Annotated in this window: 27 protein-coding genes; 9 read left to right on the top strand and 18 right to left on the bottom strand. The window is 68.6% G+C overall.

Annotated elements, in window-relative coordinates; all coding sequences use genetic code 11:
* Positions 1-2: 2 nt before the first annotated feature.
* From EJF31_RS00915 to EJF31_RS00905, 3 genes are read left to right on the top strand one after another with little or no spacing between them, the layout of a single operon-like run.
* Entirely contained in the window at positions 3-1,346 is a 1,344-nt protein-coding gene (locus EJF31_RS00915) for an ABC transporter substrate-binding protein (RefSeq protein ID WP_125035232.1), read from the top strand.
* 29 nt (positions 1,347-1,375) lie between these two features.
* Complete coding sequence (locus tag EJF31_RS00910) at positions 1,376-2,098, top strand: ABC transporter ATP-binding protein (protein WP_125035231.1); 723 nt, start codon at positions 1,376-1,378, stop codon at positions 2,096-2,098.
* Entirely contained in the window at positions 2,091-2,819 is a 729-nt protein-coding gene (locus EJF31_RS00905) for an ABC transporter ATP-binding protein (protein ID WP_125035230.1), read from the top strand. The genes EJF31_RS00910 and EJF31_RS00905 overlap by 8 nt, the downstream gene beginning before the upstream one ends.
* Before the next feature lie 8 nt (positions 2,820-2,827).
* Here EJF31_RS00905 and EJF31_RS00900 read toward each other — a convergent pair whose 3' ends face one another.
* The 5 genes from EJF31_RS00900 to EJF31_RS00880 form a co-directional block, all read right to left on the bottom strand.
* Entirely contained in the window at positions 2,828-3,463 is a 636-nt protein-coding gene (locus EJF31_RS00900; protein ID WP_221767410.1) for a GntR family transcriptional regulator, read from the bottom strand.
* A gap of 458 nt (positions 3,464-3,921) precedes the next feature.
* Entirely contained in the window at positions 3,922-4,251 is a 330-nt protein-coding gene (locus EJF31_RS00895) for a helix-turn-helix domain-containing protein (RefSeq protein ID WP_125035229.1), read from the bottom strand.
* 2 nt (positions 4,252-4,253) lie between these two features.
* Positions 4,254-5,717, bottom strand: a complete 1,464-nt coding sequence (locus tag EJF31_RS00890; RefSeq protein ID WP_125035228.1) for a class I adenylate-forming enzyme family protein — start codon at positions 5,715-5,717, stop codon at positions 4,254-4,256.
* Positions 5,714-6,619, bottom strand: coding sequence for an alpha/beta hydrolase (locus tag EJF31_RS00885; protein WP_125035227.1), 906 nt, complete (start codon positions 6,617-6,619; stop codon positions 5,714-5,716). Before EJF31_RS00885 ends, EJF31_RS00890 begins: the two co-directional genes overlap by 4 nt.
* Entirely contained in the window at positions 6,616-7,593 is a 978-nt protein-coding gene (locus EJF31_RS00880; protein WP_125035226.1) for an enoyl-CoA hydratase/isomerase family protein, read from the bottom strand. The genes EJF31_RS00885 and EJF31_RS00880 overlap by 4 nt, the downstream gene beginning before the upstream one ends.
* A gap of 89 nt (positions 7,594-7,682) precedes the next feature.
* On the opposite strand from EJF31_RS00880, the gene EJF31_RS00875 reads away from it, so the two are divergent.
* Entirely contained in the window at positions 7,683-9,284 is a 1,602-nt protein-coding gene (locus tag EJF31_RS00875; protein WP_125035225.1) for a GMC family oxidoreductase, read from the top strand.
* A 4-nt stretch (positions 9,285-9,288) separates the two neighbouring features.
* Positions 9,289-9,981 carry a TetR/AcrR family transcriptional regulator gene (locus tag EJF31_RS00870; protein WP_125035224.1) on the top strand — a complete coding sequence of 231 codons (693 nt, stop codon included), beginning with the start codon at positions 9,289-9,291 and terminating at the stop codon, positions 9,979-9,981.
* A 4-nt stretch (positions 9,982-9,985) separates the two neighbouring features.
* On the opposite strand, the gene EJF31_RS00865 is transcribed toward EJF31_RS00870, so the two are convergent.
* From EJF31_RS00865 to EJF31_RS00845, 5 genes are read right to left on the bottom strand one after another with little or no spacing between them, the layout of a single operon-like run.
* Positions 9,986-10,690 (bottom strand): SDR family oxidoreductase, encoded by a 705-nt coding sequence (locus EJF31_RS00865; RefSeq protein ID WP_125035223.1) that lies wholly within the window; start codon positions 10,688-10,690, stop codon positions 9,986-9,988.
* Between the two features lies 1 nt (position 10,691).
* Positions 10,692-11,459 carry a hypothetical protein gene (locus EJF31_RS00860; protein WP_125035222.1) on the bottom strand — a complete coding sequence of 256 codons (768 nt, stop codon included), beginning with the start codon at positions 11,457-11,459 and terminating at the stop codon, positions 10,692-10,694.
* Positions 11,459-12,295: an alpha/beta fold hydrolase gene (locus EJF31_RS00855; protein ID WP_125035221.1), complete on the bottom strand. Its 837-nt coding sequence runs from the start codon at positions 12,293-12,295 to the stop codon at positions 11,459-11,461. Before EJF31_RS00855 ends, EJF31_RS00860 begins: the two co-directional genes overlap by 1 nt.
* Positions 12,292-13,185, bottom strand: a complete 894-nt coding sequence (locus EJF31_RS00850; protein ID WP_125035220.1) for an SDR family NAD(P)-dependent oxidoreductase — start codon at positions 13,183-13,185, stop codon at positions 12,292-12,294. The genes EJF31_RS00855 and EJF31_RS00850 overlap by 4 nt, the downstream gene beginning before the upstream one ends.
* On the bottom strand, positions 13,182-14,429 hold the full coding sequence (locus EJF31_RS00845) for an NADH:flavin oxidoreductase/NADH oxidase family protein (protein ID WP_125035219.1): 1,248 nt from the start codon (positions 14,427-14,429) through the stop codon (positions 13,182-13,184). The genes EJF31_RS00850 and EJF31_RS00845 overlap by 4 nt, the downstream gene beginning before the upstream one ends.
* A 90-nt stretch (positions 14,430-14,519) precedes the next feature.
* Here EJF31_RS00845 and EJF31_RS00840 point away from each other — a divergent pair, with 90 nt between their 5' ends.
* Genes EJF31_RS00840 through EJF31_RS00825 form a run of 4 tightly spaced genes read left to right on the top strand, consistent with a single transcriptional unit; the run spans position 14,520 to position 17,891 of the window.
* Positions 14,520-15,131, top strand: a complete 612-nt coding sequence (locus EJF31_RS00840; RefSeq protein ID WP_125035218.1) for a TetR/AcrR family transcriptional regulator — start codon at positions 14,520-14,522, stop codon at positions 15,129-15,131.
* Positions 15,128-16,120 (top strand): NADP-dependent oxidoreductase, encoded by a 993-nt coding sequence (locus tag EJF31_RS00835; RefSeq protein WP_125035217.1) that lies wholly within the window; start codon positions 15,128-15,130, stop codon positions 16,118-16,120. The genes EJF31_RS00840 and EJF31_RS00835 overlap by 4 nt, the downstream gene beginning before the upstream one ends.
* The gene (locus tag EJF31_RS00830) at positions 16,117-16,971 is read left to right on the top strand and encodes an alpha/beta fold hydrolase (RefSeq protein WP_125035216.1); all 855 of its coding nucleotides are present in this window, start codon (positions 16,117-16,119) and stop codon (positions 16,969-16,971) included. Before EJF31_RS00835 ends, EJF31_RS00830 begins: the two co-directional genes overlap by 4 nt.
* Positions 16,972-17,030: 59 nt before the next feature.
* Complete coding sequence (locus tag EJF31_RS00825) at positions 17,031-17,891, top strand: alpha/beta fold hydrolase (RefSeq protein WP_125035215.1); 861 nt, start codon at positions 17,031-17,033, stop codon at positions 17,889-17,891.
* A 128-nt stretch (positions 17,892-18,019) separates the two neighbouring features.
* On the opposite strand, the gene EJF31_RS00820 is transcribed toward EJF31_RS00825, so the two are convergent.
* From EJF31_RS00820 to mftA, 8 genes are all read right to left on the bottom strand, one after another.
* Positions 18,020-19,108 carry a tyrosine-type recombinase/integrase gene (locus tag EJF31_RS00820; protein ID WP_125035214.1) on the bottom strand — a complete coding sequence of 363 codons (1,089 nt, stop codon included), beginning with the start codon at positions 19,106-19,108 and terminating at the stop codon, positions 18,020-18,022.
* A 382-nt stretch (positions 19,109-19,490) separates the two neighbouring features.
* Entirely contained in the window at positions 19,491-20,921 is a 1,431-nt protein-coding gene (gene mftF, locus EJF31_RS00815; RefSeq protein ID WP_125035213.1) for a mycofactocin biosynthesis glycosyltransferase MftF, read from the bottom strand.
* On the bottom strand, positions 20,918-21,703 hold the full coding sequence (locus EJF31_RS00810) for a mycofactocin-coupled SDR family oxidoreductase (RefSeq protein WP_125035212.1): 786 nt from the start codon (positions 21,701-21,703) through the stop codon (positions 20,918-20,920). Before EJF31_RS00810 ends, mftF begins: the two co-directional genes overlap by 4 nt.
* The gene (gene mftE / locus EJF31_RS00805; protein ID WP_125035211.1) at positions 21,700-22,371 is read right to left on the bottom strand and encodes a mycofactocin biosynthesis peptidyl-dipeptidase MftE; all 672 of its coding nucleotides are present in this window, start codon (positions 22,369-22,371) and stop codon (positions 21,700-21,702) included. Before mftE ends, EJF31_RS00810 begins: the two co-directional genes overlap by 4 nt.
* Complete coding sequence (gene mftD / locus EJF31_RS00800) at positions 22,368-23,624, bottom strand: pre-mycofactocin synthase MftD (protein WP_125035210.1); 1,257 nt, start codon at positions 23,622-23,624, stop codon at positions 22,368-22,370. The genes mftE and mftD overlap by 4 nt, the downstream gene beginning before the upstream one ends.
* Positions 23,625-23,633: 9 nt before the next feature.
* Complete coding sequence (mftC, locus tag EJF31_RS00795; RefSeq protein ID WP_125035209.1) at positions 23,634-24,890, bottom strand: mycofactocin radical SAM maturase; 1,257 nt, start codon at positions 24,888-24,890, stop codon at positions 23,634-23,636.
* The gene (mftB, locus tag EJF31_RS00790; protein WP_125035208.1) at positions 24,887-25,198 is read right to left on the bottom strand and encodes a mycofactocin biosynthesis chaperone MftB; all 312 of its coding nucleotides are present in this window, start codon (positions 25,196-25,198) and stop codon (positions 24,887-24,889) included. The genes mftC and mftB overlap by 4 nt, the downstream gene beginning before the upstream one ends.
* Positions 25,198-25,305, bottom strand: a complete 108-nt coding sequence (gene mftA / locus EJF31_RS00785) for a mycofactocin precursor MftA (RefSeq protein ID WP_125035207.1) — start codon at positions 25,303-25,305, stop codon at positions 25,198-25,200. The genes mftB and mftA overlap by 1 nt, the downstream gene beginning before the upstream one ends.
* Positions 25,306-25,387: the final 82 nt, after the last annotated feature.

Here is a 25,387-nt window from a genome sequence, read left to right as displayed (position 1 = left end):
CGATGTCTCGACCCCGACCCGCCATCCGCGCACTTGCGCTGGGCGTCTCTGCCGTCCTCTCGCTCTCGCTGGCCGCCTGCTCGTCGAGCGGCGCCGACACTGCCAGCGGCGCCGGCGGTATCGCCGGCAGCGCCCAGAAGGACAACGGAGCAGCCACCGACGGCACCATCAAGATCGGCCTGCTGTCCACCCTGGACGGTCCCTTCGCCGTGCTGGGCGAGGTCGCCAACCAGGGCGCCAAGCTCGCCCTGGTCGAGGCCGGAGCGACCCTGAAGGGCGACGGCCCGCGCGACGGCGTCTCCGGTCTCACCATCGGAGACCAGCCCGTGGAGCTCTCCATCGGCTCCTCGGACGCCACCCCGGACAGTGCGCTGGCTGCGGCCAAGCAGCTGGTTGAGAAGGACGGCGTCGACATCCTGGTGGGTCCTCTGTCCGGCGACGAGGGCCTGGCGATCAAGGAGTACGCCAAGCAGCACCCCGAGGTGACGTTCGTCAACGGGACTTCTGGCGCCCAGAACACGACATTGCGCGACCCGGCGTCCAACTTCTTCCGGTTCACCACCGACGGTGCGCAGTGGATGGCCGGTCTGGGTGACTACGCAGCAAGCACGCTGGGCTACAAGTCGGTGGTCACGATCGGCGAGGACTACTCCTTCCCCTACGACCAGGTCGGCGGATTCATGACGCCCTTCTGTGCTGCGGGCGGCACTGTCCCGGACAAGATCTGGGTGCCGATCGGGACCAAGGACTTCTCGTCGTTCATCTCCCAGATCCCCGACGGGGTCGATGCCCTCTACGTCGCACTGGGCGGAGCCGACGCGCTCAACTTCACCAAGCAGCTTGATGAGTCCTCTCTGGCCGGCACCCCGATCATCGGGGGCACCATCACCGCGGACGGCTCACTGATCGCCGGACTCGGCGACCGGGCGGAGGGGATCGTCTCGGCCGGTCCCGTCGCGGCATTGGACACGCCTGAGTACGCCGCATACGCGAAGCTGTTGAAGGCGACGTACCCGAAGAGCGGACCTCCGGGACTCTTCGACACTGGCTACTACACCGAGATGAAGAGCACCCTGATGGCGCTCGACCAGGTGGACGGCAAGCTCGATGACAAGCACGTGGCGCTCAACGACGCGCTCGCCAACCTGACGTGGACGACGCCAACCGGCCCGGTCAAGCTCGACGAGAACCGTCAGGCGATCGCCAACAACTACCTGTTCAAGGTCGAGAACGGCTCCTCGGTCATGGTCGACACCATCCCCAACGTCGACGAGACCCTCGGCTTTGACCGTGCAGACTACATCGCCAAGCCGGCCAACGACCGCGACCACCCCAGCTGCTCGTGAGCCAGACATCCGCTCTCACCCTCACGGGGGTGACCCGCAGGTTCGGCGGGGTGGTCGCGGTCCAGCGTGTGGACCTCGACCTCCCGCCGGGCTCGCGGCGTGCCCTGCTCGGTCCCAACGGTGCCGGGAAGACCACCCTGGTCAACCTCATCGCCGGGGACTTCCGACCCGACGAAGGATCGATCAACCTCTTCGGGGTCGATGTCACCCACGAGAGCGGACGCCGTCGCGTGTCCCGCGGCCTGGGACGCACCTACCAGCGCTCCAGGACCTTTCCCGGCCTCACTGCGCAGGACAACGTCGAGGTCGCACTCATCGGGGCATTCGGCGGCACCTGGAGCCTGCGGCCCGGCGGGCGTCGTCGCGACGCCCGTCGGGCCGCAGCCGCCGAGCTCCTGGACAGGGTCGGCATGGCCGCGAAGCTGGGCCATGTCTCCGGCTCGTTGTCCCACGGAGAGCACCGCCAGCTCGAGCTCGCCATGGGCCTGGCGGGCGATCCGCGGCTGCTGATCCTCGACGAGCCGGCCGCCGGGCTGTCCCCGTCCGAGCGCGAGACCCTCACCGGCCTCCTGCTCGGGCTCGAGCCGGGACTGAGCGTGCTGCTCATCGAGCACGACATGAACGTCGCCCTGACGGTTGCCGACTCGGTGACGGTCATGGCGGACGGGCACGTCGTCTTCGACGGCACACCCGACGAGATCCGGGCCAGCGACAAGGTCCACGACATCTACCTGGGGAACGCCCATGTCTGATTCCGCTCTCACCCTCACCGGTCTCGACGGCTGGCGGGGCAAGGCCCACGTCGTCCAGGAGCTCGACCTGGACCTGCCCTCAGGGCGCCTCGCCGTGGTCGGCCGCAACGGCATGGGCAAGACGACGCTGTGCGAAGCCGTCACGGGCATGCTCGCCCTGACCACCGGGGGCCGAATCGGCGGCAGCGCGAAGCTGTTCGGGACGGAGCTGGTCGGGTTGAAACCACACCAGATCTCTCGCCTCGGCGTCGGTTACGTGCCCCAAGGACGCCGGGTGTTCGGGTCCCTGACCGTCGAGGAGAACCTCAAGGTCGCCTCACGTCGCGGAGACTGGGACATCCAGCGGGTCTACGGCCTGTTCCCGCGTCTTCAGGAACGACGGTCCGTGAAGGCCGCCAACCTGTCCGGCGGTGAGCAACAGATGCTCGCCGTAGGTCGGGCCCTGGTCACGCAACCTCGGCTGCTGATCATGGACGAGCCGTCCGAGGGCCTGGCGCCCGTGGTCGTGGACCAGCTCGTCGAGGCCTGCCACCGTCTGAGCGACGAGGGGATGGACCTCCTCGTCGTTGAGCAGAACCTCGGTGCGGCGCTGTCGCTGGCGGACGACGTCGTGGTCATCTCCAACGGCCGGGTCGTGGCACGGCTGAAGTCCCAGGAGCTTCGCGACAACGCGGAGCTCCAACGCCAGTTGCTGGGGATCGGGATGCCGGTCTCGGCCTGAGTAAGCGCTCAGTGGTCGTGGAGGTTCCTGCCGAAGAGCTCGATGTGTTTGCGCATCTCCTTGCCGACACGCATCGGGTCACCAGAGCGCAGGGCCTCCACGATCACCGTGTGGGTCTCGGCGATCTCGAGCAGGTCCGAGTCGGACTTGATGACCGAGATGAGGGTCCGCGCCTCGATCCGGAGCGCCCTCCACGCCTCCAGCAGGACCCGGTTTCCGGCTGCCTCGACGATCAGCTCATGGAAGCGCGCGTCGTGTGACAACTGCTGGTGGACCTCGCCGGCCCGGGCGCACTTGCGCATGTCCTCGAGCTCAGCCTCCAGCGACTCCAGGAGCACGTCATCGACCCTGCTCGCCGCCAGGGTCCCCGCGAGCTCCTCCAGGGAGGCGCGCACCGGGTAGGTCTCGGACAGCTCCTCGGTGGTGACGTGCCGGACCCGCGCACCCTTGTACGGCAGCGACTCGATGAACCTCATGGCCTCGAGGTCGCGGAGCGCCTCACGAACGGGCGCCTGGCTCACGCCGAGCTCGGTGGCCACCGTCATCTCCACGATCCGGTCCCCCGGGGCGTACGTGCCGTCGAGGATGCGCTCGATGATCAGATCCTTGATCTGGTCACGCAGCATCGTGCGGTCAAGCGCCACAGCTGGTCCTCGGTCTTCCTCGTTGTGCGGTCGCAGACAGTCTAGGGCGGCGATTCGCGCGTCCGCCCTTGCGACGGGAGCGACTACTCATTGGTCGGCGCGGCTCCCCCAGCGCACGCATCCCAACGTGACGCGCCGTGGAGGAGCTCACAGCTCTCTGGCTCGTATGGCAGTTTGCCCATCTCAGCCGTTCTTGGACAGGCGATGAAGTGGCAAATGCTTTCAGGCCCGGAATCCGTGGATTCCGGGCCTGAACTTTGTAGCGGGGGCAGGATTTGAACCTGCGACCTCTGGACAAACTTAGAGGCTTGCCCGTTGCTACCGAACGTTGCGGGAACCAGCCGAATCGCTTGTATCTACGCGGTCTTCATTGTCTCGAACACTCCCGACTGTAACCGATCGACTCCTGTCCGAGCCGACTGAATCCGGAGGGTTCGTGGAGGGTGTCGAAATCCCGCCTACTCGTGAGGTTCGATCAACCACGAGTCTTCGAGGCCCGGGCGCCACTCACGTACCCACGCAGCCATCGCCGCGATGGCTACCCGCAGCGCCTTGCCCTTGGGTGTGAGCCGGTACTCGTACCGCGGCGGGCGGGCCTGATACAGCCGACGTTCGAAGAAGTCCTCTGCAACCAGTTGGCGAAGCCGCTCGGACAGCACCTTCCGCGAGATCCCGAGCCGACGTTGGAAGTCGCCGAAACGGCACTCACCCATCAGGCCGAGCGCGATGATCTCGATGTCCCAGCGACTGTGAAAGACACCTCGACCAGGGTCCGAGGGCAGCAACATGGTCACACCTTGGTCGCGGCCACGGACCTCAAGGAGTTCTTGTCGAGCTTGCCGACAGCGTTGGTCGGGAGCGCTTCCATCACGCGAATTGCCGTGGGGCGCTTGTAGCCGCTGAGGTGTTCGCGACACAGCGCCTTGAGCGACTCGACTTCGACGCTGGCACCTGGCCGGAGTTGGACGAAGGCGACGACCACCTCACCCCACTTCTCGTCGGGCTCGCCGATCACGGCGGCGCCTACGACGTCTGGATGCTGGGCAAGGACGTCCTCGATCTCCTTGGGGTAGATGTTCTCGCCACCGCGGATGATCATGTCTTTCGAGCGCCCTGCGATGGTGAGGTAGCCGTCCTCGTCGAGGAATCCGATGTCTCCAGTGCGTAGCCAGCCGTCGGTCAGGACTGCAGCTGTTTCCTCGGGTCGTCCCAGGTAGCCGCGCATCACGTTCGGTCCGCTGACGACGACCTCGCCGACTTCGCCCTGAGGCAGCGTGGTTCCGTCGAGGCTGACGATGCGCAGTTCCTGGCCTGGGAACGGAAGCCCCACGGTGCCCGCCTTGCGAATGCCGTCGACCGGGTTGATGGCCGATCCGCAAGTCGCTTCCGAGAGGCCGTACGCCTCCACGAGTGGGAACCCGTATCGCATTTCGAACTTGGTGAGGAGCTCGGCCGGGGCCGGGGCCGCCCCGCAGACCGCGAACCGGACCGAGGAGGTGTCCGGCTGGATCTCGCCCGGCAAGGCCGCGAGCATGCTGTAGATCGTCGGCACGGCGGAGAAGAAGGTCGGTCGGACCTTCTCGACCGTCTCGAAGAAGGTGGCTGGATTGAACCGCTCTGCGATGACGACACTGGCGCCGACAAGCAGTGGCGAGAGGATGCTGACGACGATCCCGTTGACGTGGAACAGGGGCAGGATCAGCAGGCACCTGTCGGTGGGTCCGAGCTTGAGGCCTTCGCGTCCCATCTCGGTCATGGCATCCAGGTTGGCGTGGTCGAGCATCACGCCCTTGGGCACTCCGGTGGTCCCCGACGTGTAGATGAGCAGAGCCAGCCGCTCCGGGTCGTCGACAACCGCTGCGTCGTCCGTGGTCGCCAGGTCGTAGCGGAGTTCGGAGACCGGGAGGCAGGCAATGCTCTCGACCGGGTCACTGTCGTCCTCGATGACGAGGAGCCTCGCGCCCGAGTCAGCGAGCTGGCGGGCCACCTCACCGGACGTCAGGGCCGGGTTGACCGGGGTGAGCGTCGCCCCGATGCGCCATGCCGCGAACAGCAGGACGACGAACTCGACGCGGTTCGTGAGCCGCAGCGCCACGACGTCGTCCGTGCCGATGCCGAGCTGGCCCAACTGAGCGGCGACCGACCGCACCCGGGCGAGGAGGTCGACGTTGGTGAGCGCCTGGTTGGAGTCGGCGACAGCCGCAGCACCGGGTTCGGCGGCCGCTCGGCGGTCCGGGAGGGTGGCGAAAGTCATCGCGCCTCCTTGAGATGGCGCAGGAGAAAGTCGGTCTGGTCGGCGACCACGGCCTCGAAGGGAGCGCCGAGGTAGATGTCGAAGTGGCCGGCCTCGTACCTGCGGATCTCGGCCTTGGGTGCGGTCTTCGCGTAGGCGACAGTCTCTTCGGGCGGTGTCACGGAGTCGTGCTCAGGGACGCAGAAAAGGATCGGCATCCTGACGTTCTTCGCTGCCTTTCCGGGCCGGTGCCGGGTGATGGTCGGCGCGACCCGGGCGGCGACCTCGTTGATGAAGGTGACACCTTCGGGCACAAGCGCCAAGTAGCCCGGCAGCGCGTCGGGCGCGGTCATGAGCGCCCGCTCCCCAGGCGAACCGGCGAGCTTGACCAGCACGGGGTCTTTCCGCAGCGCGCCAGCAAGGATGTCCTGGGCGACGACAGGAAGCAGGCGCATCGTTCCTGCCGGGCCGAGTGCGCGGGCTGAGGCGATGCCGTCGGTGAACGGGCACTGTGAGACGGCTGCGCGCAGCTCGGGATGGCGCGAGGCCACGATGATCGCGTGGCCACCACCGAAGGAGCTGCCCCATACCGCGATACGGGTGCCGTCGATGTCAGTTCGCGTCTTGGCGTGGGCGATGGCTGCGTCCCAGTCGGCGAGCTGACGATTGATGGAGAGCAGTTGGCGCGGTTGACCGGTCGAGTCGCCGAAGTGCCGGTAGGTGAAGGCCATGGCGGCGACACCGGCCTGGGCGAATCGCCGAGCGAAGGCGTCCAGACCCATCTCCTTGGTGGCGCCCAGGCCGTGGCCGAGGATGACCAGCGGCGGGTTGTCGACGCCGTCGGGCAGAAAGAGCCAGGCCGAACAGGTGTCGCCGTTCGACGCAAACGTGATGTCGTGACGGGTGACGGTGTGGCTGCTCATGCCTTCACCCCTGCCGTCGGGGCGCCCGCGCCCCGGGTGTTGCCTGTTGCGAGAGCTTGCTCGAAGACGCCGGGCTGGTAGAGCGGCAGTTCGCCGCTGGCCTCGGTGTTGGCCATGTAGTCGAGCATGAGTTCCTGGCCGATCTTGGACAGCGCAGTCGCGAGGAACTCCGAGCGCTCGATGTGCAGGCCTTCCTCGAGGTCGGCGGAGCCGCCGAAGTAGACAGCCCGCTTGATCGCTGCACGCGACGTCTTCGGCCGGGACCCGAGGGTCGCTGCGAGCTCCAGTGCGCGGTCGAGGACCTTCTCGGGGGCGACGACGTCGTCGACCGCGCCGATCTCCAGGGCCTGAGCAGGAGTGAAGGGCTGGCCGGACAGGATCGCGACCAGCGCCTTGTGGTTGCCGACGAGTCGCGGCAGGCGCTGTGTACCTCCCCCGCCGGGCATGATCCCCAGCAGGACTTCGGGCTGCCCGATGAAGTAGTCACCCTCGGGCATGACCCGCAGGTCGTTGGCCCAGCTGAACTCAGCGCCGAGGCCGAGTGCTGAGCCGTTGAGTGCAGCGATGAAGATGACGCCACTGCGGTTCATCTTCAGGAACGTCTGGTGAACCCTCTCCAACTGGACCGCAGGCCACAGCGGGGTCTTGCCGAGTGCGCCCTTCATGCCGCCGGCGCGGTTGACGCCACGGGCAACATGCGCCAGCGCCGAGGCTCCCTTCACCCCGACTGATGGCACCGTGGCGCCGCCTTCCTGCAGCCAGCGCACTTCGGCATGGGAGACGAAGCGGCCCGGGTGCGTCCCAGTGAAGACGACCGCGTGGATGTCGGGGTCGGCGTCGGCACGGTCGACAAGTGCGTCGAGCTGCTCGGCGATGTCGTTGCCGAACAGGCCGAGGGGTCCTCCGTCGATTCGGGCGATCAGGACCGGCCCGCGGTCTTCGATGTCGAGGTTTCCTCTTACTTCTTGTGCCATGACGAGTCCTTGGGACGGGCGCCTTCGCGCTGCTTGATTTCAAGAGAATAACGAAGTTATCGTGATCGGGCAACCAACCGAGGAGAACCATGAGCAGAGTCACGCCGCCCGACTACGACTGGGTCATCGTCGGTTCAGGCTTCGGGGGCAGCGTCGCCGCGATGCGCCTGGCCGAGAAGGGCTACCGCGTCGCGGTGATCGAGCGTGGGCGCGACTATGCCGACGAGGATTTGCCGCGGTCGGCCTCCGACCGGCGGCGCTTCGTCTGGGCTCCCGCGTTGGGATTGCGCGGGATCATGCGCAACGTCTTGTTCGGCCATGTCTTCAGCTCGACGCAGACCGGTGTCGGCGGCGGGAGCCTGGTGTACGGCGGCGTGCTGTTCCGCGCACAGGATCCGTTCTTCGATGACGCGCAGTGGCATGACCTGGCTGAGTGGAAGCACGTGCTGGAGGGGCATTACCCGGAGGCTGAGCGGATGCTCGGGGTCGCTACGACTCCATGGGAGTCGGTGACCATGGGGTTGACTCGTGAGGTCGCTCAGCAGTTCGGAGCTGGCGACGGATTCGCGTCTGCTCCCGTGGGCGTGTTCTTCGGTGAACCGGGAAAGACGGTGCCCGACCCCTACTTCGGAGGCGCCGGACCCGACCGGACCGGCTGCACCCGCTGCGGCGAGTGCATGACCGGATGCCGTACCGGTGCCGCGAACCGGCTGAGCAAGAACTACCTATGGTTCGCGGCGAAGGCCGGCGCGCAGATCCATCCGGAACGCGAGGTCGTCGACGTTGCTCCACTGGGGGCGGCCGACGGTGCTGACGGATACCTGATCACGACCCGCCGTCCGGGCAGGCTGGTCGGCCGCGACACCCGCACGTTCACAGCTGGCGGCGTAGTGTTCGCCGGGGGCGCAGTGGGGACCAACGAGCTTCTCGCGGACTGCAAGCACCGCGGGTCGCTTCCCCGGATCAGCGACCGGCTCGGTGCCCTGGTGCGCACCAACAGCGAGGCAGTGCTGTCGGTTCTGCTTCCCTCCGACATCGGGACATGGCGGGACGTGACCGCGAGTAGCCGGGTGATCATCGACGGCGACACCCAGGTCGAGTTCCTCACTTACGGCCCCAACGGGGACTTCATGCGGCTGCTCTTCACGGTGTTGGTCGGCGAAGGGCGAACCTTGCGAAGGCTGTTGAAGTGGGCCGGTTCGGTGGCCCGTCACCCCGGGCGATGGCTCGCGACCCTCCGCTCCGGCTGGAGCAGCCGGACGCTGATGATGCTCGTCATGCAGCCCCGCGACAACGCGATCCGCTTCGAGGCCAAACGTCGCCGGTTGCGGCGTGGCTACCGGATCGTGTCCAAGGTCGACGGGGACCGGCCCGCGCCGACCTACATCGACGCCGGGCACAAGGTGGCCACGTGGCTGGCGGAACGGACCGGCGGCATCGCTCAGAGCAGCGTGTTCGAGGCGTTGGGCAACAGGCCGATGACCGCCCATGTCCTGGGAGGCGCCGCGATCGGCGCGACGGCCTCGACCGGCGTCGTCGACGCGAACCTCAACGTGTTCGGCTACCGCAACATGGTTGTCTGCGATGCTGCTGCGCTCCCGGCAAACCCGGGCGTGAACCCCGCATTGACGATCACCGCGCTCGCGGAGCATGCGATGGCACAGATCCCCGCTGCGGGTTTGGAACGATAGCCACATGGCCGAGGACACGACTGCTGCGCAATCCCCCTCCAACGGCATCGCCGAACGTTTGATCGCTGCGACGATCTCTCTGCTCGCCACGCAGGGCCCCGGTGCGATCAAGGCACGCACCGTGGCGGCGGAGGCCGGGATGTCGACCATGGTCGTCTACAACTACTTCGGCGGCGTGCCCGAGCTCGTCAACGCCGTCGTGGACCACGGCTTCAACGAGATCGGCAGCGCCTTCGCACGCCTGGAGGACACCGACGACCCGGTGGCCGACCTGTTCACGATGGCGCTCACAACGCTGGCGTACGCCCGCAGCAATCCCCACCTCTACGACGCGATGTTCGGCCTCTCGCGCCGCGCCACCTACCGCCCAGCGGAAGGGACGAGCGCGCACCTCGCCGGGCACTCCCCGGCGTTCCGCGCCGCCTATGTCCACGTCACCGAAGCGGCAGCCCGCCTCGGGGTCTCGGCCGGACTCTCGATCGACGACCCGACCGCGGCAGCGGGCGCGTTGTGGAGCTTCGTCCACGGCTACATCACCTTGGAACTGGCGAGCCACTTCGTCGAGTTCGACGATCCAGTTCGGCAGGTCCTGGTGCCCATGGGCGTCACCTTCTGCGTCGGGTTGGGCGCGGACCGCGAGGCCGCAGTGATCTCGCACGAAGCAGCTCTGGCTCGGGTACCGCTTCCCCGCCTCTAAGCCTTCAGGCGAGGACCTCTGGATAGAGATCCTCGATGGCACCAGCGAGGCCGGCTTTGACCCGGGCCGTGACCTCATCGGCCACCACCTCGAAACCGTCGCGCTCGACGACGTCCAGGACTGCAGTCACCAGTTCGTCAGGGGTCATCTTCGGACCGCTGGCTCCGGCTGCCATGGCGGTGTCGACGTAGCCCATGTGCACCCCGACCACGTGTACGCCGCGCGGCGCGAGCTCCACGCGCAGGCTGTTGGTCGCGGCCCAGAGTGCTGCCTTCGCGGCGCTGTAGACGCCGCCGAAGTGGTACCAGCTCGCAACCGAATGCACGTCGACCAGCACCGCTGCGTCGTGGCGCTCCAACAGGGGCGCGAAGGCTCGGGCCACGGCGACCGGGCCGAAGAAGTTGGTCTCCATCCCCTCGCGCAGCTGGTCGTCGGTCAGGTCGAGAATGCTCGCGCTGGCCGGGAGGTTGCCGGCGTTGTTCACCAGCATCGTGACGTCGTTCGCGGCGGCCGCCGCAGCGTCAATCGACGCCGCGTCGGTGACGTCGAGGGCGAGTGGAACCACGCGGTCGTCGTCCCAATCTCGGGGGGTGCGTGCTGTCGCGTAGACCTTGGCGGCGCCACGTTCGAGGGCCTGGTGCACGAATGCCGTGCCGATGCCTCCGTTGGCTCCGGTGACGAGCAGGACCTGTCCGGCAAGCGTGGGCATGTCAGTTCCCCTGTCCTTGGTGGATCACGGTGGTGCCGCGGTTGGTCGACGGCAGGTCTGGGAATGCGTCCTGGTCGATCCCGAGGCTGCCTGAGCAGGCCAGCGGTCTCACTTGGAGGAACACGCCGACGCGGTGGGTCTTCTGAGTGAGTGCGTGCTTCATCCCGCTGGCGTGTCCCCCGGGCTTGTAGGCGAAGTCCTGGGCGAGCCCGTAGGTCTTCCAGAGGCTGATCGAGGTGTGCTCGAACGGCAGCTGGGAGGAGATATCGATGCTGCCTCGGTGTCCCGGGTGGTGGGCTGCTCGGCTGGCGGCGTGCAGGTTGTTGCGCACGAAGGTGAGGAGCTCTCCGCGCCGGAGGATGCCGTGGACGATCGCCACCATCGGCTCGTCCTTGGCCAGGGGTGCGGCCGTTCCCGCTCGGGGAGTCCAGCCGTGCCAGTGGTCGAGCTCGGACTCGGAGTCGATCCGGACGCGGACGAGTTCACCGTCGAGACTGAAGCAGCCCGGGTGGTCGACAGCCTCCTTCAACGGCCCGGCGAAGGCCGCTTCAGCGGCCTCGGGTGATTCCCAGGCGGCCACGAGCGCACAACCTCCCGGCAGGATCGAGGGCGGTACGGCGTAGGTCCCGTTGTTGGAGTAGTTGACGCTCGCGCCCCGAAGTCCGTCGATTCCCTGATCGATCAGACGCCGCGCGGATCTGCGCCAGCGGATCCGTCCACCGGTCGGCCGCGCGAAGGCGTCGATGGTGACGAAGTCTGGCCTGGTCATCAGCTCTCACCCAGGAACTCAAGGACCTCCGGCACGAACTCGTGGTGGTACTGGAAGATACCGCCGTGGCCGGAGTCGGGGTAGATCCGCAGGCGCGAGTCTGGGAGCCGCGCTGCCATGTCCTTGGAGTGCTCGCTGGCGACCATCAGGTCCTTGTCGCCGTTCGCCACGAACACGGGGATCTTGATCTGTGACAGGTCGTCGGCGGCGTGCAGGCCAGCGCTCGTGATGGCTCGGAGTTGGGCCAGGCGCGCTTGGGACGAGATCGGCTCGTCCCGCCCGGTTGTCCGCTCAGCCAGGCGCGCGAAGTAGTCGTTGGCCGCCTTCTTGCCCGAGGTGGTGCGGGGGAAGAACAGGAAGTGGCGCGGATCCTTCCGAGTCAGGAAGGCCTTAGTGTAGGCACCGCCGACGATGAAGGGCATCTTCCAGATGCCACCGCCTCCGCGCGGGCCGCTGCCAGCGACCACCATCCGGCGAACCAGGTCGGGCGCCTGAAGTGCGACCATCTGGGCGACGGCGCCGCCGAGGGAGAAGCCGATGAGGTCGACGTGGTCGTACCCCAGCGCACGGATGAAGGCGATCGCGTCTGCGCCCATCTGCTCGATGTCGGTCGGCACGCGGCCGCCGGTCGACCCGACGCCGCGGTTGTCGAACGCGATGACGTGGTGCTGGGCAGCGACTCCGTCGAGGACCCGCGGGTCCCAGTCGTCGAGGACCGCGGTGAAGTGGTGCAGGAACACGACAGGCACGCCGCCTGGTTCGCCCAGCTCGCGGTAGGCGAACGAGGTGCCGTCGACGTCGATCGTCTTGGTGGGTGTGGTCTTCCAGCTGGTCATGACTTCTTCCTTCGTGAGGGTGCGGCGGCAGTGGCAGACAGAGACCTCGAGGCGCGGGCGTCGAGGCGGGCGAGGACGTCGAGGATGCGGCGGTCGTGGGAGAAGCGGGTGTCGAGGGTCGGGCCGAGGATGCCGCGTAGGGAGGACACCGGGCCCCACAGGTTCGGGCGGATCACCCGTACGGCGCGGCTCTCCAGGCCGTCGGCGATGCCTGCTGCCGCCTGGGCCGGCGTGATCCGCTTGAGCATCGCCTTGGGCAGCGCGCCCAGCAGCTCCATCACGACCGGGTCCTCGTCGACGCCGCGAGCGATCATGTCGGTCTGCACCAGTGAGAAGTACGCGGTGAGAACCGAGACGCCGTGGTCGGCGAGCTCGATGCGCAGGCCGCGGCCAAGCTGCTCGACAGCAGCCTTGCTCATCGCGTACGGGATCGTGCCCATGCCGTTGAGGAAGGCGAAGACCGAGCTGATCAGGACCACCTGACCCTGGTTCTCGATGACCTGGGGCAGGGCCGCCGCGACGGTGTTCGCCACGCCGGTCACGTTCACCGCCAGCGTCGCCTCGATGTCAGCGGTCGGCGTGTTCCGCAGGGTGGCCGCCTTCGCCAGCAACCCGGCGTTGGCGATGACGACGTCGAGCCGGCCGAAACGGTCGACCGTGTGCTCGACGGCCTGCTCGAGGGAGCCGCGGTCACGGACGTCGGCGACGCAGCCGGAGGCGTTGCTCGGATGCAGCTCGCGGGCCCGATCAGGCGTGTTCGGGGCGATGTCGGCGATCGTCACCCTGGCTCCCCTGTCGAGGAGAGCGCGGGCCGTCGCGGCACCGATCCCCCCGTTGCCACCGGTGATGAGGACGACCTTGCCGGTGAGGTCGTACGTCGCGCGGCTCATTTGAGACCTCGCCGCGGCGAGAAGGAGATGCGGCCGTTGCGGCGCACCATCGCCAGCGCGGTGACCAGCGGGCCACGGTCCAGGTCGGGCTCGAGCCCGCGCGCGAGCCGGTGTAGCTGGTCGGTGTTCCAGCTGATGTTAAGGAAGCCGTCGAGCGCCTTGAGGTCGGTCAGGCGCCCGAGGATCGGGCGCAGCCCCGCCTGGATCTCCTGGGTCGTCAGGGTGGCGGCCCTTCCCTCGAGGATGCTCGCCGCGGCGTCGGTCGCCGTTACGGTCGGACGGGCGATGCCCACGAGGTCGCAGTCCCCGGCCGCGAGCGCGTCCTCCATCGCGGACCGGCTGCGGAACCCGCCGGTCACCGCGATCGGGATGCCGCCCGCCTCCTGCCGGACCGATCGCGCGTAGTCGAGGAAGTACGCCTCCCGCTCGCGGGTCGAAGAGGCTTCGGAGCCCCCCATGGCCGGGGACTCGTAGTTACCGCCGCTGACCTCGATCAGGTCCACAGCCTCGACGGCCAGCGCTGCCACTACCGCACGGGAGTCGTCCTCGGAGAAACCGCCGCGCTGGAAGTCGGCGGAGTTCAGCTTGACCGCGACGGCGAAGCCGGGGCTGACCCGCCCGCGCACGCGGCGTACGACCTCGATCAGGAACCTCATCCGCCGCTCCGCTGTGCCGCCCCACTCGTCGGTGCGCAGGTTCGTCAGGGGCGAGAGGAACTGGGTGATGAGGTAGCCGTGCGCGGCATGCAGCTCGACGCCGTCGAAGGCGGCCTCCTCGCAGACCGCGGCAGCGGTCGCGAACCGCTCGATGATCTCCTCGATCTCGGGGCCGGTCAGCGCGCGCGGCGTCGTGGCGCCCGGCATGGCCAGCGCGACGGGGCTCGGCGCGACCGGAGTGTGGCCCAGGGCGAGCAGGTTGGACTGGCGGCCGGGGTGGTTGAGCTGGGCGAAGATCGCGGCACCGCCGTCGTGGGCGGCCTTGGTCCACGCGGTCAGCTGAGGCAGAGCGCGGTCGTCTTCGATCGCGATGTTGCCCGGCTCGCCCAGGTGTGCGCGGTCGACCATGATGTTGCCGGTGACCAGGAGGCCGTAGCCGCCCTGCGCCCACCGCCGGTAGAGCGTGACGATCCGGTCGTCGGGCGAGTTGTCGGCATCGCCCAAGGCCTCGCTCAGTGCCGCCTTCGCGATGCGGTTGGGCAGGCGTACGCCGGACGGCAGGTCGAGCGGATCGGAAAGCGAGGCCATGGTGTGCTCCAGTTCATGATTGCAGTACGTTCGTAATAGTATGATCGTAATGCTATCGTGTTGACAAGCCCCGGAAGGAGATTGCACGCCATGGCCAGGTACAGCCCCGAACACAAGGAAGCCACCCGCCGCCGGATGATCGAGACCGCCGGTCGCCGCTTCAAGAGCGACGGCATCGACGGCTCCGGCATCGCCACGCTCGTCGCCGACGCCGGCCTGACCAACGGCGCCTTCTACGGCCACTTCGCCTCGAAGGACGACCTGGTCGCCTCCGTCGTCACCCAACAGCTCGCCGACCAGGTCGCCGTCGTCAACGACCTGCCCGCCGGCCTCGCATCGGTCGAGTCCTATTTGCGCGAATACCTCTCCCCCGCCCACCGCGACGACCTGGCGGGCGGCTGCCCTTCGGCCGCCCTGCTGGACGAGATCGGCCGGTGCGACCTCACGGTCCGCGAGGCCTACACCGAGGGCGCCCACTCGATGATCGAGGCCATCGCACGCCACCTCGACGACGGCGACGCGCAGCGGACCCGCGAGCGCGCGATCGGCCTGTTCACCCTGCTTGTCGGCTCGATCCAGGCCGCCCGCGCGGTCACCGATCCCGAGCTGTCCGAGCAGATCCTCGCTGCGGCGTACGTCAACGCCGTGACCCTGGCCACCGCCGGGCAACCGCCCCACCCGACCCGACAGGAAACTCCATGAAGGCCTTCGTCGTCACCCACTACGGCCCCGACGGGCTCAAGGCGGCCGATGTCCCGGCGCCGAGCGTCGGACCTCGCGACGTCCTGGTGGACATCCGCGCGGCCAGCATCAACCCGCTGGACAAGATGGTCCGCAACGGCGAGTTCAAGCAGCTCATCAAGTACAAGCGCCCCTTCACACTCGGCCACGACCTGGCCGGCGTCGTGCTCAAGGTTGGCGCCGATGTCCGCGGCTTCCAGGCCGGTGACGAGGTCTACGCCCGGCCGCGCGACCGGCGTATCGGCGCCTTCGCCGAGCAGATCGCGATCGATGCCGCCGATGTTGCACTCAAGCCCTCCTCGCTCTCGTTCGACGAAGCAGCGGCCGTGCCCCTCGTCGCTCTCGCGGCGTGGCAGGCCCTGGTCGAGGTGGCGGAGGTGCGGCCCGGACAGAAGGTCCTGATCCACGCAGGCGCCGGCGGACTCGGTTCGACTGTCATCCAGCTGGCCAAGCACCTCGGCGCGCACGTCGCGACGACGGCCCACACCAACGACGTCGAGCGGGTCCGCGCCCTCGGCGCGGACGAGGTCATCGACTTCACGCAGCAGGACTTCACCCAGGTCGTGTCCGGCTACGACGTCGTGCTGGACTCGCTCGGGCCGGCCAGCCTGGAGAAGTCCCTCACGGTCCTCAAGCCCGGCGGCCTGGCCATCAGCGTCGTGGGCCCGCCCGACCCGGCGTTCGCCGACCAGCTCGGCCAGCCGCTCCTGAAGCCGGTGATGGGTCTACTGAGCCGCAAGATTCGTCGCCGGGCCCGGAAACTGGGCGTGCGCTACTCGTTCTTCTTCATGCGCGCCAGCGGCAGCCAGCTCGCGACGCTGGCGACGCTTTACGACGCCGGCACGATGCGACCCGTGCTCGACCGCGCCTTCCCGTTCGACCGAACCCTCGACGCCATGGCGTACGTCGAGCAGGGCAAGGCCGCGGGCAAGATCGTGGTGACCCGATGACGACGTCAACAACGGCGGCGGCGCAGACCTCGGCGACCACCCCTACTCAGTACCTCGAGGCGGCCGGCACCACGTTCGCCTACCGCGAACTCGGTCCCCGCTCCGGCGTGCCGCTCGTGATGCTTCACCACTTCACCGCGACCATCGACGACTGGGACCCGCGTGTCCTGGACGGCATCGCGGCTGAGCGGCACGTCATCTACGTAGACCTCCGCGGCGTCGGCGGCACCAAGGGGCGCGTGCCGATGAAGGTCGACGTGATGGCCCAAGACGCGATCGCGTTCATCGGCGCGCTCGGGCTGACCGAGGTGGACCTCCTGGGGTTCTCTCTCGGCGGGTTCATCGCCCAGGTCGTGGCGAGCTCAGAGCCGAACCTTGTGCGACGACTGATGCTGACCGGCACCGGACCAGCGGGCTTCAAGGGTGTCGGCCAGTTCAACCGTCGACTGCTGACCGACTCGGCCCAAGGCGCCGCCAAGATGACCGATCCGAAGCCGTTCCTCTTCTTCACACGAAGCAAGAACGGGCGCGCAGCTGCCGCCGACTACATGGTGCGCATCAGCGAGCGAAGCGAGGACCGAGTGAAACGAACGTCCATCCGCGGGGCCGCTAACCAGCTGATCGCCATCAGCAGATGGGGCGCTCAGCCACCGATGGACCTCGCCGCGATCACCCAACCCACCCTGGTGGCCAATGGCGAGGACGACCGGATGCTCGCCACCCGCGGCTCCTTCGAGCTGGCCCACCGGATCCCGAACGCCCAGCTCGTCATCTACCCCGACGCCGGGCACGGAGGCGTCTTCCAGCACCACGACCGGTTCGTACCGGAAGTCCTGGACTTCCTGCGCTAGCAGGGAGCCCGTCACCGACGCGCTGTTCTCCGGCGCCACAACGTCCTGAGGAAGCCGCCATGAGCCACAACAGCACCGAACCCGTCATCACTTCGTACGCCCAGGCACCGACGCGCAGCATCGCCGTCGGCGACACCAGGTACGCCTACCGGGAGCTCGGACCGAAGGGCGGGATCCCGGTCGTCTTCTTCGTCCACCTGGCAGCAACCCTAGACAACTGGGATCCGCGGATCGTCGACCCGATCGCGGGCACTCGTCACGTCATCGCCTTCGACCAGCGCGGAGTCGGCGCCTCCACCGGACAGGTGCCCGGCACCCTCGAGGAAGCGGCCGACCACGCGTACGAGTTCATCGCAGCGCTCGGCTACGACAAGATCGATGTCTTCTCCTTCTCGATGGGCGGCATGATCGCGCAGGACCTGATCGTCAAGCATCCCGACCTGGTCCGCAGGCTCATCCTGACCGGCACCGGGCCGCGTGGCGGCAAGGACATGGACAAGGTCGTCGGCGTGACGTACGGGGACATCCTCCGCGCCACCCTGACCCGGTCGGACCCGAAGGAGTTCCTCTTCTTCAACCGCGATGCCGAGGGCAAGGCCGCGGGCAAGGCGTTCGTCAAGCGACTCCAGGAGCGCACCGTCGACCGCGACAAGAACATCACGATCAAGGCGCTCCGCACGCAACTGAAGGCGATCCAGGACTTCGGTCGCTCAGCCCCGTCGGACCTGTCGACTTTCACCCAGCCGACGCTGATCGCCAACGGCGACCACGACCGGATGGTTCCCACCGTCTTGTCCGAGGACCTACATCGCCGGATCCCCGACAGCCAGCTGATCATCTACCCCAACTCGGGGCACGGTGGCATCTTCCAGTTCCACGAGATGTTCGCGCCCGTCGCGGCCGAGTTCCTCGCCGACTGAGCCAACCGTCCGCGCCGGACAGCGAAACGTGAAGTGGGGCCTGTCGCGCATGTGCTGGGCTGAGCCGTGAACCTGCCGCGACCTCGGTTAGCTCGTCGTTGCTCGGGCGACAATAGCCCGTCATTTCCTCACAGACCGAGGTCCCGGCTGGTCGTGGTCATCATTGCCTCAGCTGGCCGGATGTAGTGGTTCACCAAGGTCCCCAGATCACGGTGACGCGTCTGGGCGGCGATCCGGTCGATCGAGGCGCCGTTGACGGCCGCAGTCGTGGCATGCCCGGCGCGCAGCGAGTGGCCGGATACAGGGATGCCGTCGAAACCGGCGGCATGAGCACGCTCCTGGACGGTCCTACTGATCGCGCGCGGTCCGATCCGCTCGCTCGTCGGGTGGTTCCGATAGTGGACGCGCGTGAACAGCGCGCCCGGTCCCGACGGCCGGACGTCGAGCCAAGTGTCGACTGCCCGGATCGGGTCGGTCAGCGGGTTGTCGCCGCGCGCGACCCCGACGAGTTGGCCGCGGGCGTCTTGGTCGGTCTTCGACCGACGGATGTGGATCAGGATGCCGCTCGGCTTGCGGAGGATGTCCTCGACGTTCAGCGCGGCGACCTCGCCTGGTCTCATCGCGGAGGCGTAACCGACGAGGAGGATCGCCCGGTCGCGTTTGCCGATCGCGGTGTCGGCGTCGACCGAGGAGACGATCCGGCCGAGCTCGGCCACCGTTAGCGGGTGGGCCTGTTGGCGGGGTGCGACGCCCATGATGCGGCGCAGCCCGCGACGTACGCGTCGTACGACAGCCTCGGCGGTCGGGTCGGCGAAGCCCTCCTGATGGTGGCGGTGCGCGATGCCGGAGCAGTAGCCGTCGAGGGTCCCGAAGGTGAGTCCGGCTTCGGCGCGCTCGGCGAGGAACGCGGCGAGCGCCTCCGGCGGCGCCGGGAGCGGATTGATACCCCGGCCCTGACACCAACGGTCCCACTGGCGCCAGGCGCAGTCGTAGGTTGCGCGGGTCGACGCCGCGAGTTCGGCTTCGATGGCGGTGGCGATCCGTTCGGCATCGCTGGCCGTCAGGGCCACTCGGCTGTCGGCGAGCGGGAGTTCTTCGAGGCGGATGAGTGAGTTCGTCATCACCCACTCTCGGCGGCGCCGCCATGCCCGTGCGAAGGGCGGATCGGGCTGCGCGAACTTACCTCCCGAAAGGAGGGTTTGTGGTGGACGGATCAATTCTCAAAAGCTTTCAGGCCCGGGATTCGCGCTGAATCCCGGGCCTGATTTGGTAGCGGGGGCACTGTTTGGACCCGCGCACCTTGGCTTGTCAGTCATGGTGTTTCACGCTCACTCCCCTGGTCACACACCGGTTCGCGCCCCCATTCGCTGGCTCACCGTCGAGCCTTACGCACAATCGTTTCGACAATCAGGGTGCCTGCCGGCCATCTCCCGACAATGCCTGGCAAACGGTACGCCTTACCGACGACCGAACCTCCGGCCCGACACCCTGGGTGAGCTTGTCCCACAGTGAGCTGGAGTTGCAGGACCGGACGTCATTCGCCGCAAGCACCCGCGACGTCAGGCAGCGCTGTCCGACGTTCACCGGAGGAAGTCTGGGTCAACGTCCCTCGTGGGAGATGCCAGCTTTGGTGTGACCGTGCCGGCTTGTGATCCTGGGAACGAGAGCCCGCAGCGAGTGGGCTCTGGCTGCGCCTGTCCAGAGTCCGGCTCCGTAGGCGAGGTCGTCGAGGCGTCGTCCGGCGAAGAGCTCTCCTCGTCCCAGACCCATGGGTCGTGGGGTCAGTACGGCGTCCACGGTGGCGGCGAGGGCGATGGCTCGTCGGGCACGTTTCGAGAACGGTGCGGCCAAGGCGACTGCTGGCCACCAGTGTCGAAGGGTGAGGCTGGCGCTCTGTGAGACGGCGGAGGCGAGTCCCAGCACAGCCAGCCGTCCGGCTTCGCGTGTCCGTCCCTGCTCGAGGGGGAGGGCTCGTCGGACCCGGTGCGTGGTGAGGGCTGCGCAAGCGATCGCGACGGGGATCGACCAGCGTCGTTGGGCTGCGAGGGAGACGGCGGCGAGGGCGTAGGTCGGTGACATGACGGCCGGGGCCACCAGGTTGCCGTGCCGGGCGGCGAGCAGGGCGCCGCCGGTGCCGTAGTAGGCCTTGCGGCCGAGCCAGGAGCGCAGGGTGTCGCGGCTGTCGTGTCTGGCCTCGAGGTCCCCGTCGTAGCGGACCCGGTGGCCCTCGGCGACCAGGCGCCAGACCAGGTCGACGTCCTCGGCGACGCGGAGCGCCTCGTCGAACCCCTCCCCCAGGTGATCAGTGCGCACGACCAGGCAGGCGCTGGGCAGCCACGAGACGGTCGATCCAGGTCGGACCAGCGAGTTCCTGGCCCCGAGGTCGAGCGACTGGGAGACCTCGTCGTAGCGCTGGAACCAGCGAGCACGCGCGGTGGCGGCGTTGCCCCGGATGCGGGGCGCGACCGCGGCAACCCGGGGATCGGCGAAGTGGCCGCACAGGTCGAGAAGTGTCCGGGGGTCGACGCTGACGTCGGAGTCGACGAACGCGACGAAGGGGGTTGAGGCTGCTCGGAGTCCGGTGTTGCGGGCGGCGGCTGGGCCGAGGTTGTGGGCGTGGGAGTCCAGTCGGGCGCCGTGTCGTCGGGCGCAGGCGGCGACCGCGTCCCGGTCGTGGGAGGCGTCGTCGACCACGATGCACTCCAAGGCGGGACGCAGGAGCGCGAGGAGCCGGTCGAGCTGCTCGACCCGGTCGCGGATCGGGATCACCACGGTCAGCTCGGCCGCGGCGTCGGCACCCCGCGGTGGCAGCACGGGGGCGGCGAGGTTGCCGTCGAGGAGACGGTCCGCCAGCAGGCGCGAGGGCTCGTCGGTGACGGTGATCGTGTCGTTCTCGACGAGCGCTCTGCCCCGGTCGGAGAGACGGGCGAACCGGACCGGGGAGCCACCGATCAGCACGCGGCCCCCGTCGACGGCGCGGACGTCCGACCCGATGCGGACCTGAAAGCCCACCGGCAGGCCGGCTCTCACCCGGGGAACCCCCCGTCGGCATGCACCACGCTGCCGTTGAGGACCGCGCCCTGGGGTGAGCAGCAGAAGGCGATCGTGGCGGCGATCTCGTCGGGCTCGATGAGCCGCCGGATCAGCTGGGTGTGGGCGAACTCCTCGACCGACTCCAGGCCGTAGAGGTCTGCGGTGGCCGCCAGCATGTCGGTGCGGGTCGAGCCGGGCGAGACCGCGACCGCGGTCACGCCGGTGCCGACGAGGTCGGCGGCCAGGCCCTTGACCAGCCCGATCACGGCGTGCTTGGTCGCACTGTAGGCGGCAAGCCCGAACAGGCCGCGGGTGCCGGCCGCGGAGGCGACCGCGACGAAGCGGCAACCACCTGGGTCAGAGGAGGCGAGCATCGGCGGGATGCAGGCGGCGGCGGTGTTCCAGACCCCGCGGGCGTCGATGTCCCAGAGCAGGTCGAGGTCGGCCGCCGGGGTCTCCCACAGGGGAGTGCCGCCGATCATCACGGCCGCGGCCGCCACCGCCACGTCCAGGCGCCCCCAGCGTCCGGTCGCGGCGGCCACCGCGGCATCGATCGCCTCCCGATCACGGACGTCGGCGACGATGGGGAGGACGGCGTCGGGGTGCTCGACGGCCAGGGCCTCCAGCTCGTGCCGGCCCGGCAGCTGGTAGGGGACGTCGAGGTGGTTCTCGGCGCACCAGTCCACGGCGACGACCCGGTACCCCTGGCCGGCCAGGCGGCGGACGGTCGCGGCGCCGATGCCCCGGGCGGCGCCGGTCACGAGGGCCACACGCGTCACGGGACGGTCGCTCCTACGGCGCGTACGACGTCGGCGGTCATCGCCTCCAGAACCTGCCGGCCTTCCTCAGCACTGGCGCCTGCAGGGTCGCCGAGCACGCCGTTGACCGACACAGCGACGACGCCGCCGGTCAGCATGGCCGGCAGGATCTCGCTCAGCGGGTGCGTGTTCCCGGCCTCCGCGCGGTTCAGCCGAACGGACTCCGGGCGCAGGTGCAGCATCAGGGAGGTCTCGGTGCGACCTGCGTGCAGGTCGACGCCCTCGGTCGCACAGGCCACCCATCCGACCCGATGTCCCTCGCTCACCATCTGGGCCACAGCACCGTTGAGAGCCGGCACGTTGCCGCCATGGGCGTTGACGAAAAGGACCTGGTTGGCCCAGGTGCGCAGCGAGCGGGTCAGCTCGACGACGAGGTGGACGAGGGCTTCGGTCCCGATGGAGCTGGTGCCGGGGAAGGACTGATGTTCACCGCTGGAGCCGTAGGACAGGGCAGGTGCCACCCAGGATCCGGGAAGCTCGGCGGCTGCCGCGCCGGCCACCGCCGTCGCGATGACCGTGTCGGTGTCCAATGGCAGGTGCGGGCCGTGCTGCTCGATCGACCCGACCGGGACCAGGACCAACCTCGCCGCACCCGTCTCGGGTGAGGTGGCGGACGCGAGGTCGCTCATCGGGCCACGGCCGCCCGGTCACGCGCCGAGTCGCCGAGGATGCGGTGGAAGCCCTCGGGGACCAGCAGCAGCTCCGGGTCGAGCTCGTCGATGGAGGAGACACCTATGCCGAGCAGGGCGGAGTCGATGCCACCACGCAGCACGTCGAGGACGTTCTCGACGCCGGCTTGGCCGTTCGCGGCGAGACCCCACAGGTAGGCGCGGCCGATCATCACGGCGCGTGCGCCGAGGGCGACGGCCTTCACGACGTCCGAGCCACGGCGTACGCCGCCGTCCATGACGACCTCGACCTGGCTGCCGACCGCGTCGGCGATCGGCTTGACCATCCGGATCGCGGCCGGGGTGCCGTCGAGGTTGTTGCCGCCGTGGTTGGAGACCGACAGGGCGCTCACGCCGGCGTCGACCGCGCGACGGGCGTCGTCGATCCGGCAGACGCCCTTGAGCATGAACGGCTTGCCGCCGCTGAGCTGCCCCCACTGCTCGACCATCCAGGCGACGTCGTCCCAGGACGCGGGCGGGGTGGTCATCCACTCGTAGTAGGCGCCGAAGAACGTCGGGCCCTTGGCCTCACCGGGTGCGGCGAGGTTGGGAGCGGTCAGGTCGGGGATCTGACCGGACTTCCCGAACTGGTAGAGCCAGCGCGGCTTGGTGGCGACCTTGGGCGCCATCCGGACCATCGTCTTGAGGTCGACCTTCTCCGGGATCTCCGGGCTCCCCCAGTCGCGGCCCATCGAGAACGACCAGTCCAGGGTGGCGATCAGGCCCTTGGCGCCGGCGTCGTGGGCGCGTTGCATCCGCTGGATCATCACCTCGCGGTCGCCGGTCCAGTACATCTGGAAGAACGTCGCGGCGCCGGTGGCCGTAACCTCTTCAACCGACTTGGAGGCGAAGTTGGACAGGCCCATGACCGTGCCGCGCGCCGCCGCCGCCCGAGCCACCGCCACCTCGCCATCGGGGTGCACCGCCTGAACGCCGGTCGGGCTGATCAACACAGGCAGCGAGATGTCCTGGCCCATCAGGGTGGTCGCCATCGACCGCTCCGCCTGGAGCCCGGCGACGTGCGGGGCAAACCCGAGCTCCATGAACGCCGACTGGTTGTCGCTACTGGACTGGCCACGCTCCGAGCCGGCGACGAGGGCGCCGTAGACGGGAGCGGGCAGCCGCTTCTTCGCACGGGCCTGGGCCACGGCGACGGACTCGAACCAGGGGTTCTGCTTCCAGGGGTTCTCGAGCCACTCGGGCTTCTTCGACACGGGTTGTCCTCAGTTCTGGGGCGGGGTGAAGCCGGCGAGCGGGTTCTCGGCGCATGCCGAGACCGGCGGCGCGGGCGGGGTGAAGCCGTCGGGGCGACGCCCGAGGGTGAGCATCACCGGCTGGTTGCGGGTCGGGTTGGCCTTCGAGTGGTCCTGGCTGGGCGCCGGGATGGTGCGCTCCCCGGTGAGCGCCTCCTCGCCGAAGCCCCGCACGCACTCGGGATCCGGGCCATCGAGCGGCAGACCGGTGAAGAACTTCGCGGCCATGCAGCCCCCGCGACAGGAGTCGTAGAAGGTGCACTTCGCACAGGCCCCGCCGGTCTGCGGTGCTCGCAGCTCCTGGAACAGCTCGGAGGTCTGCCAAACCTGCCTGAAGCCGCCCTCGGCCAGCAGGTTGCCGGCCAAGAAGTTGTCGTGGATCGCGAACGGGCAGGCGTAGACGTCGCCGATCGGGTCGATCAGGCACACCACGCGGCCGGCACCGCACAGGTTCAGGCCGGGCAGGGCCTCACCGAACGCCGCCAGGTGGAAGAACGAGTCGCCGGTCAGCACCCCGTCACCGTGCGCCATCAGCCAGTCGTAGAGGACCCGCTGCTGTTCGGGAAGCGGGTGCAGCTCGTCCCACACGTCCGCGCCACGGCCCGACGGGCGCAGCCGGGTCAGCCGCAGCGTGGCACCGAACTTGTCAGCGAGGGCCTTGAACTCGTCCAGCTGGTCGATGTTCTGCCGGGTGCAGACCACCGAGATCTTGGCGTCCTCGAAGCCAGCGGCCTGGAGGTTCTCCAGCGCGGTGATCGCGGTGTCGTAGGAGCCGGGGCCGCGCACGTAGTCGTTGACCTCGGCGGTCGCGCCGTCCAGGGAGATCTGCACGTCGACGTACCCACCGCACGCCGGGCTGGCCAGGAACGCCGCCCGCTCGGGATCGAGGCGGACACCGTTGGTGGAGAACTTCACGCCGACCTGGTGGTTCACGGCGTACTCCAGCAGGTGCCAGAAGTCCGGGCGGATCGTGGGCTCTCCCCCACCGATGTTCACGTAGAACACCTGCATCCGCTGCAGCTCATCGATCACCGCCTCGCACTGCTCGGTGCTCAGCTCACGCGGATCCCGCTTGCCGCTGCTCGACAGGCAGTGCGCGCACTCCAGGTTGCACGCATACGTCAGCTCCCAGGTCAGGCAGATGGGGGCGTCCAGGCCGTACTCGAACTGCTGCACCAACGAGCCGGTCGTGGGCCGCTCCGTCGGGGGCACTGAGGTCACGGTCATGCGACTGCCTCGTCCTCACTCGCGCGGGGACGGATCATGTCGGTGGCAGCCAGACCCATCAGGGCGGCGGCGTACGCCGCGTGCTGAGGGTCGGGGATGCCGGCGGCCACCAGGGCCGACCGGGCATCAGGGTGCTCGGCGAGTCCCTGCACGACCCGCACCAGCTCCGGGCGCTTGAGGAAGGTCAGCTTCCGGTTGCCGAAGTGGTAGGCCAGTGCACCGAACGGCTCCGGCCTCAACGCGACCGACGGCGACAGGCCCCAGGCTCCGTCCAGGAGGTCCAACGGGGACTCGGCGGGCGTGGGCATCAGTAGACGCCGCACATGCCATCGATCGAGACCTCCTCGATCAGGTCCTCGGCAAGCAGCTCCGAGCTCTGGTCAGCGTCGGCAGCAGTGTTCTGTGCGGGGTTCATGCGGGGCTCCTCACGGTCAGCAGTCACGGGCAGGTGGTGCCGATCACAATAATGGCACTCGTGGTCATAATGGAAGACCGCG

Origin of the sequence: Nocardioides sp. LS1, from assembly GCF_003865225.1 — a bacterium.
Lineage (GTDB): Bacteria > Actinomycetota > Actinomycetes > Propionibacteriales > Nocardioidaceae > Nocardioides > Nocardioides ginsengisegetis.
The sequence above is the reverse complement of the archived record's forward strand: the minus strand, read 5'-3'. Positions and strand labels throughout refer to the sequence as shown.

What these genes read in the sequence shown, in the direction of transcription:
- EJF31_RS00915 (WP_125035232.1), top strand. Translation starts at nt 3, where the DNA reads ATGTCTCGACCCCGACCCGCCATCCGCGCACTTGCGCTGGGCGTCTCT.
- EJF31_RS00895 (WP_125035229.1), bottom strand. Translation starts at nt 4,251, where the DNA reads ATGTTGCTGCCCTCGGACCCTGGTCGAGGTGTCTTTCACAGTCGCTGG.
- EJF31_RS00860 (WP_125035222.1), bottom strand. Translation starts at nt 11,459, where the DNA reads ATGACCAGGCCAGACTTCGTCACCATCGACGCCTTCGCGCGGCCGACC.
- EJF31_RS00855 (WP_125035221.1), bottom strand. Translation starts at nt 12,295, where the DNA reads ATGACCAGCTGGAAGACCACACCCACCAAGACGATCGACGTCGACGGC.
- EJF31_RS00885 (WP_125035227.1), bottom strand. Translation starts at nt 6,619, where the DNA reads ATGAGCAGCCACACCGTCACCCGTCACGACATCACGTTTGCGTCGAAC.
- EJF31_RS00890 (WP_125035228.1), bottom strand. Translation starts at nt 5,717, where the DNA reads ATGACTTTCGCCACCCTCCCGGACCGCCGAGCGGCCGCCGAACCCGGT.
- mftB (WP_125035208.1), bottom strand. Translation starts at nt 25,198, where the DNA reads ATGCCCACGCCCGCCGAGTCCCCGTTGGACCTCCTGGACGGAGCCTGG.
- EJF31_RS00825 (WP_125035215.1), top strand. Translation starts at nt 17,031, where the DNA reads ATGAGCCACAACAGCACCGAACCCGTCATCACTTCGTACGCCCAGGCA.
- EJF31_RS00865 (WP_125035223.1), bottom strand. Translation starts at nt 10,690, where the DNA reads ATGCCCACGCTTGCCGGACAGGTCCTGCTCGTCACCGGAGCCAACGGA.
- EJF31_RS00870 (WP_125035224.1), top strand. Translation starts at nt 9,289, where the DNA reads ATGGCCGAGGACACGACTGCTGCGCAATCCCCCTCCAACGGCATCGCC.
- mftE (WP_125035211.1), bottom strand. Translation starts at nt 22,371, where the DNA reads ATGAGCGACCTCGCGTCCGCCACCTCACCCGAGACGGGTGCGGCGAGG.
- EJF31_RS00875 (WP_125035225.1), top strand. Translation starts at nt 7,683, where the DNA reads ATGAGCAGAGTCACGCCGCCCGACTACGACTGGGTCATCGTCGGTTCA.
- EJF31_RS00845 (WP_125035219.1), bottom strand. Translation starts at nt 14,429, where the DNA reads ATGGCCTCGCTTTCCGATCCGCTCGACCTGCCGTCCGGCGTACGCCTG.
- EJF31_RS00840 (WP_125035218.1), top strand. Translation starts at nt 14,520, where the DNA reads ATGGCCAGGTACAGCCCCGAACACAAGGAAGCCACCCGCCGCCGGATG.
- EJF31_RS00880 (WP_125035226.1), bottom strand. Translation starts at nt 7,593, where the DNA reads ATGGCACAAGAAGTAAGAGGAAACCTCGACATCGAAGACCGCGGGCCG.
- EJF31_RS00835 (WP_125035217.1), top strand. Translation starts at nt 15,128, where the DNA reads ATGAAGGCCTTCGTCGTCACCCACTACGGCCCCGACGGGCTCAAGGCG.
- EJF31_RS00830 (WP_125035216.1), top strand. Translation starts at nt 16,117, where the DNA reads ATGACGACGTCAACAACGGCGGCGGCGCAGACCTCGGCGACCACCCCT.
- mftA (WP_125035207.1), bottom strand. Translation starts at nt 25,305, where the DNA reads ATGAACCCCGCACAGAACACTGCTGCCGACGCTGACCAGAGCTCGGAG.
- mftC (WP_125035209.1), bottom strand. Translation starts at nt 24,890, where the DNA reads ATGACCGTGACCTCAGTGCCCCCGACGGAGCGGCCCACGACCGGCTCG.
- EJF31_RS00850 (WP_125035220.1), bottom strand. Translation starts at nt 13,185, where the DNA reads ATGAGCCGCGCGACGTACGACCTCACCGGCAAGGTCGTCCTCATCACC.
- EJF31_RS00905 (WP_125035230.1), top strand. Translation starts at nt 2,091, where the DNA reads ATGTCTGATTCCGCTCTCACCCTCACCGGTCTCGACGGCTGGCGGGGC.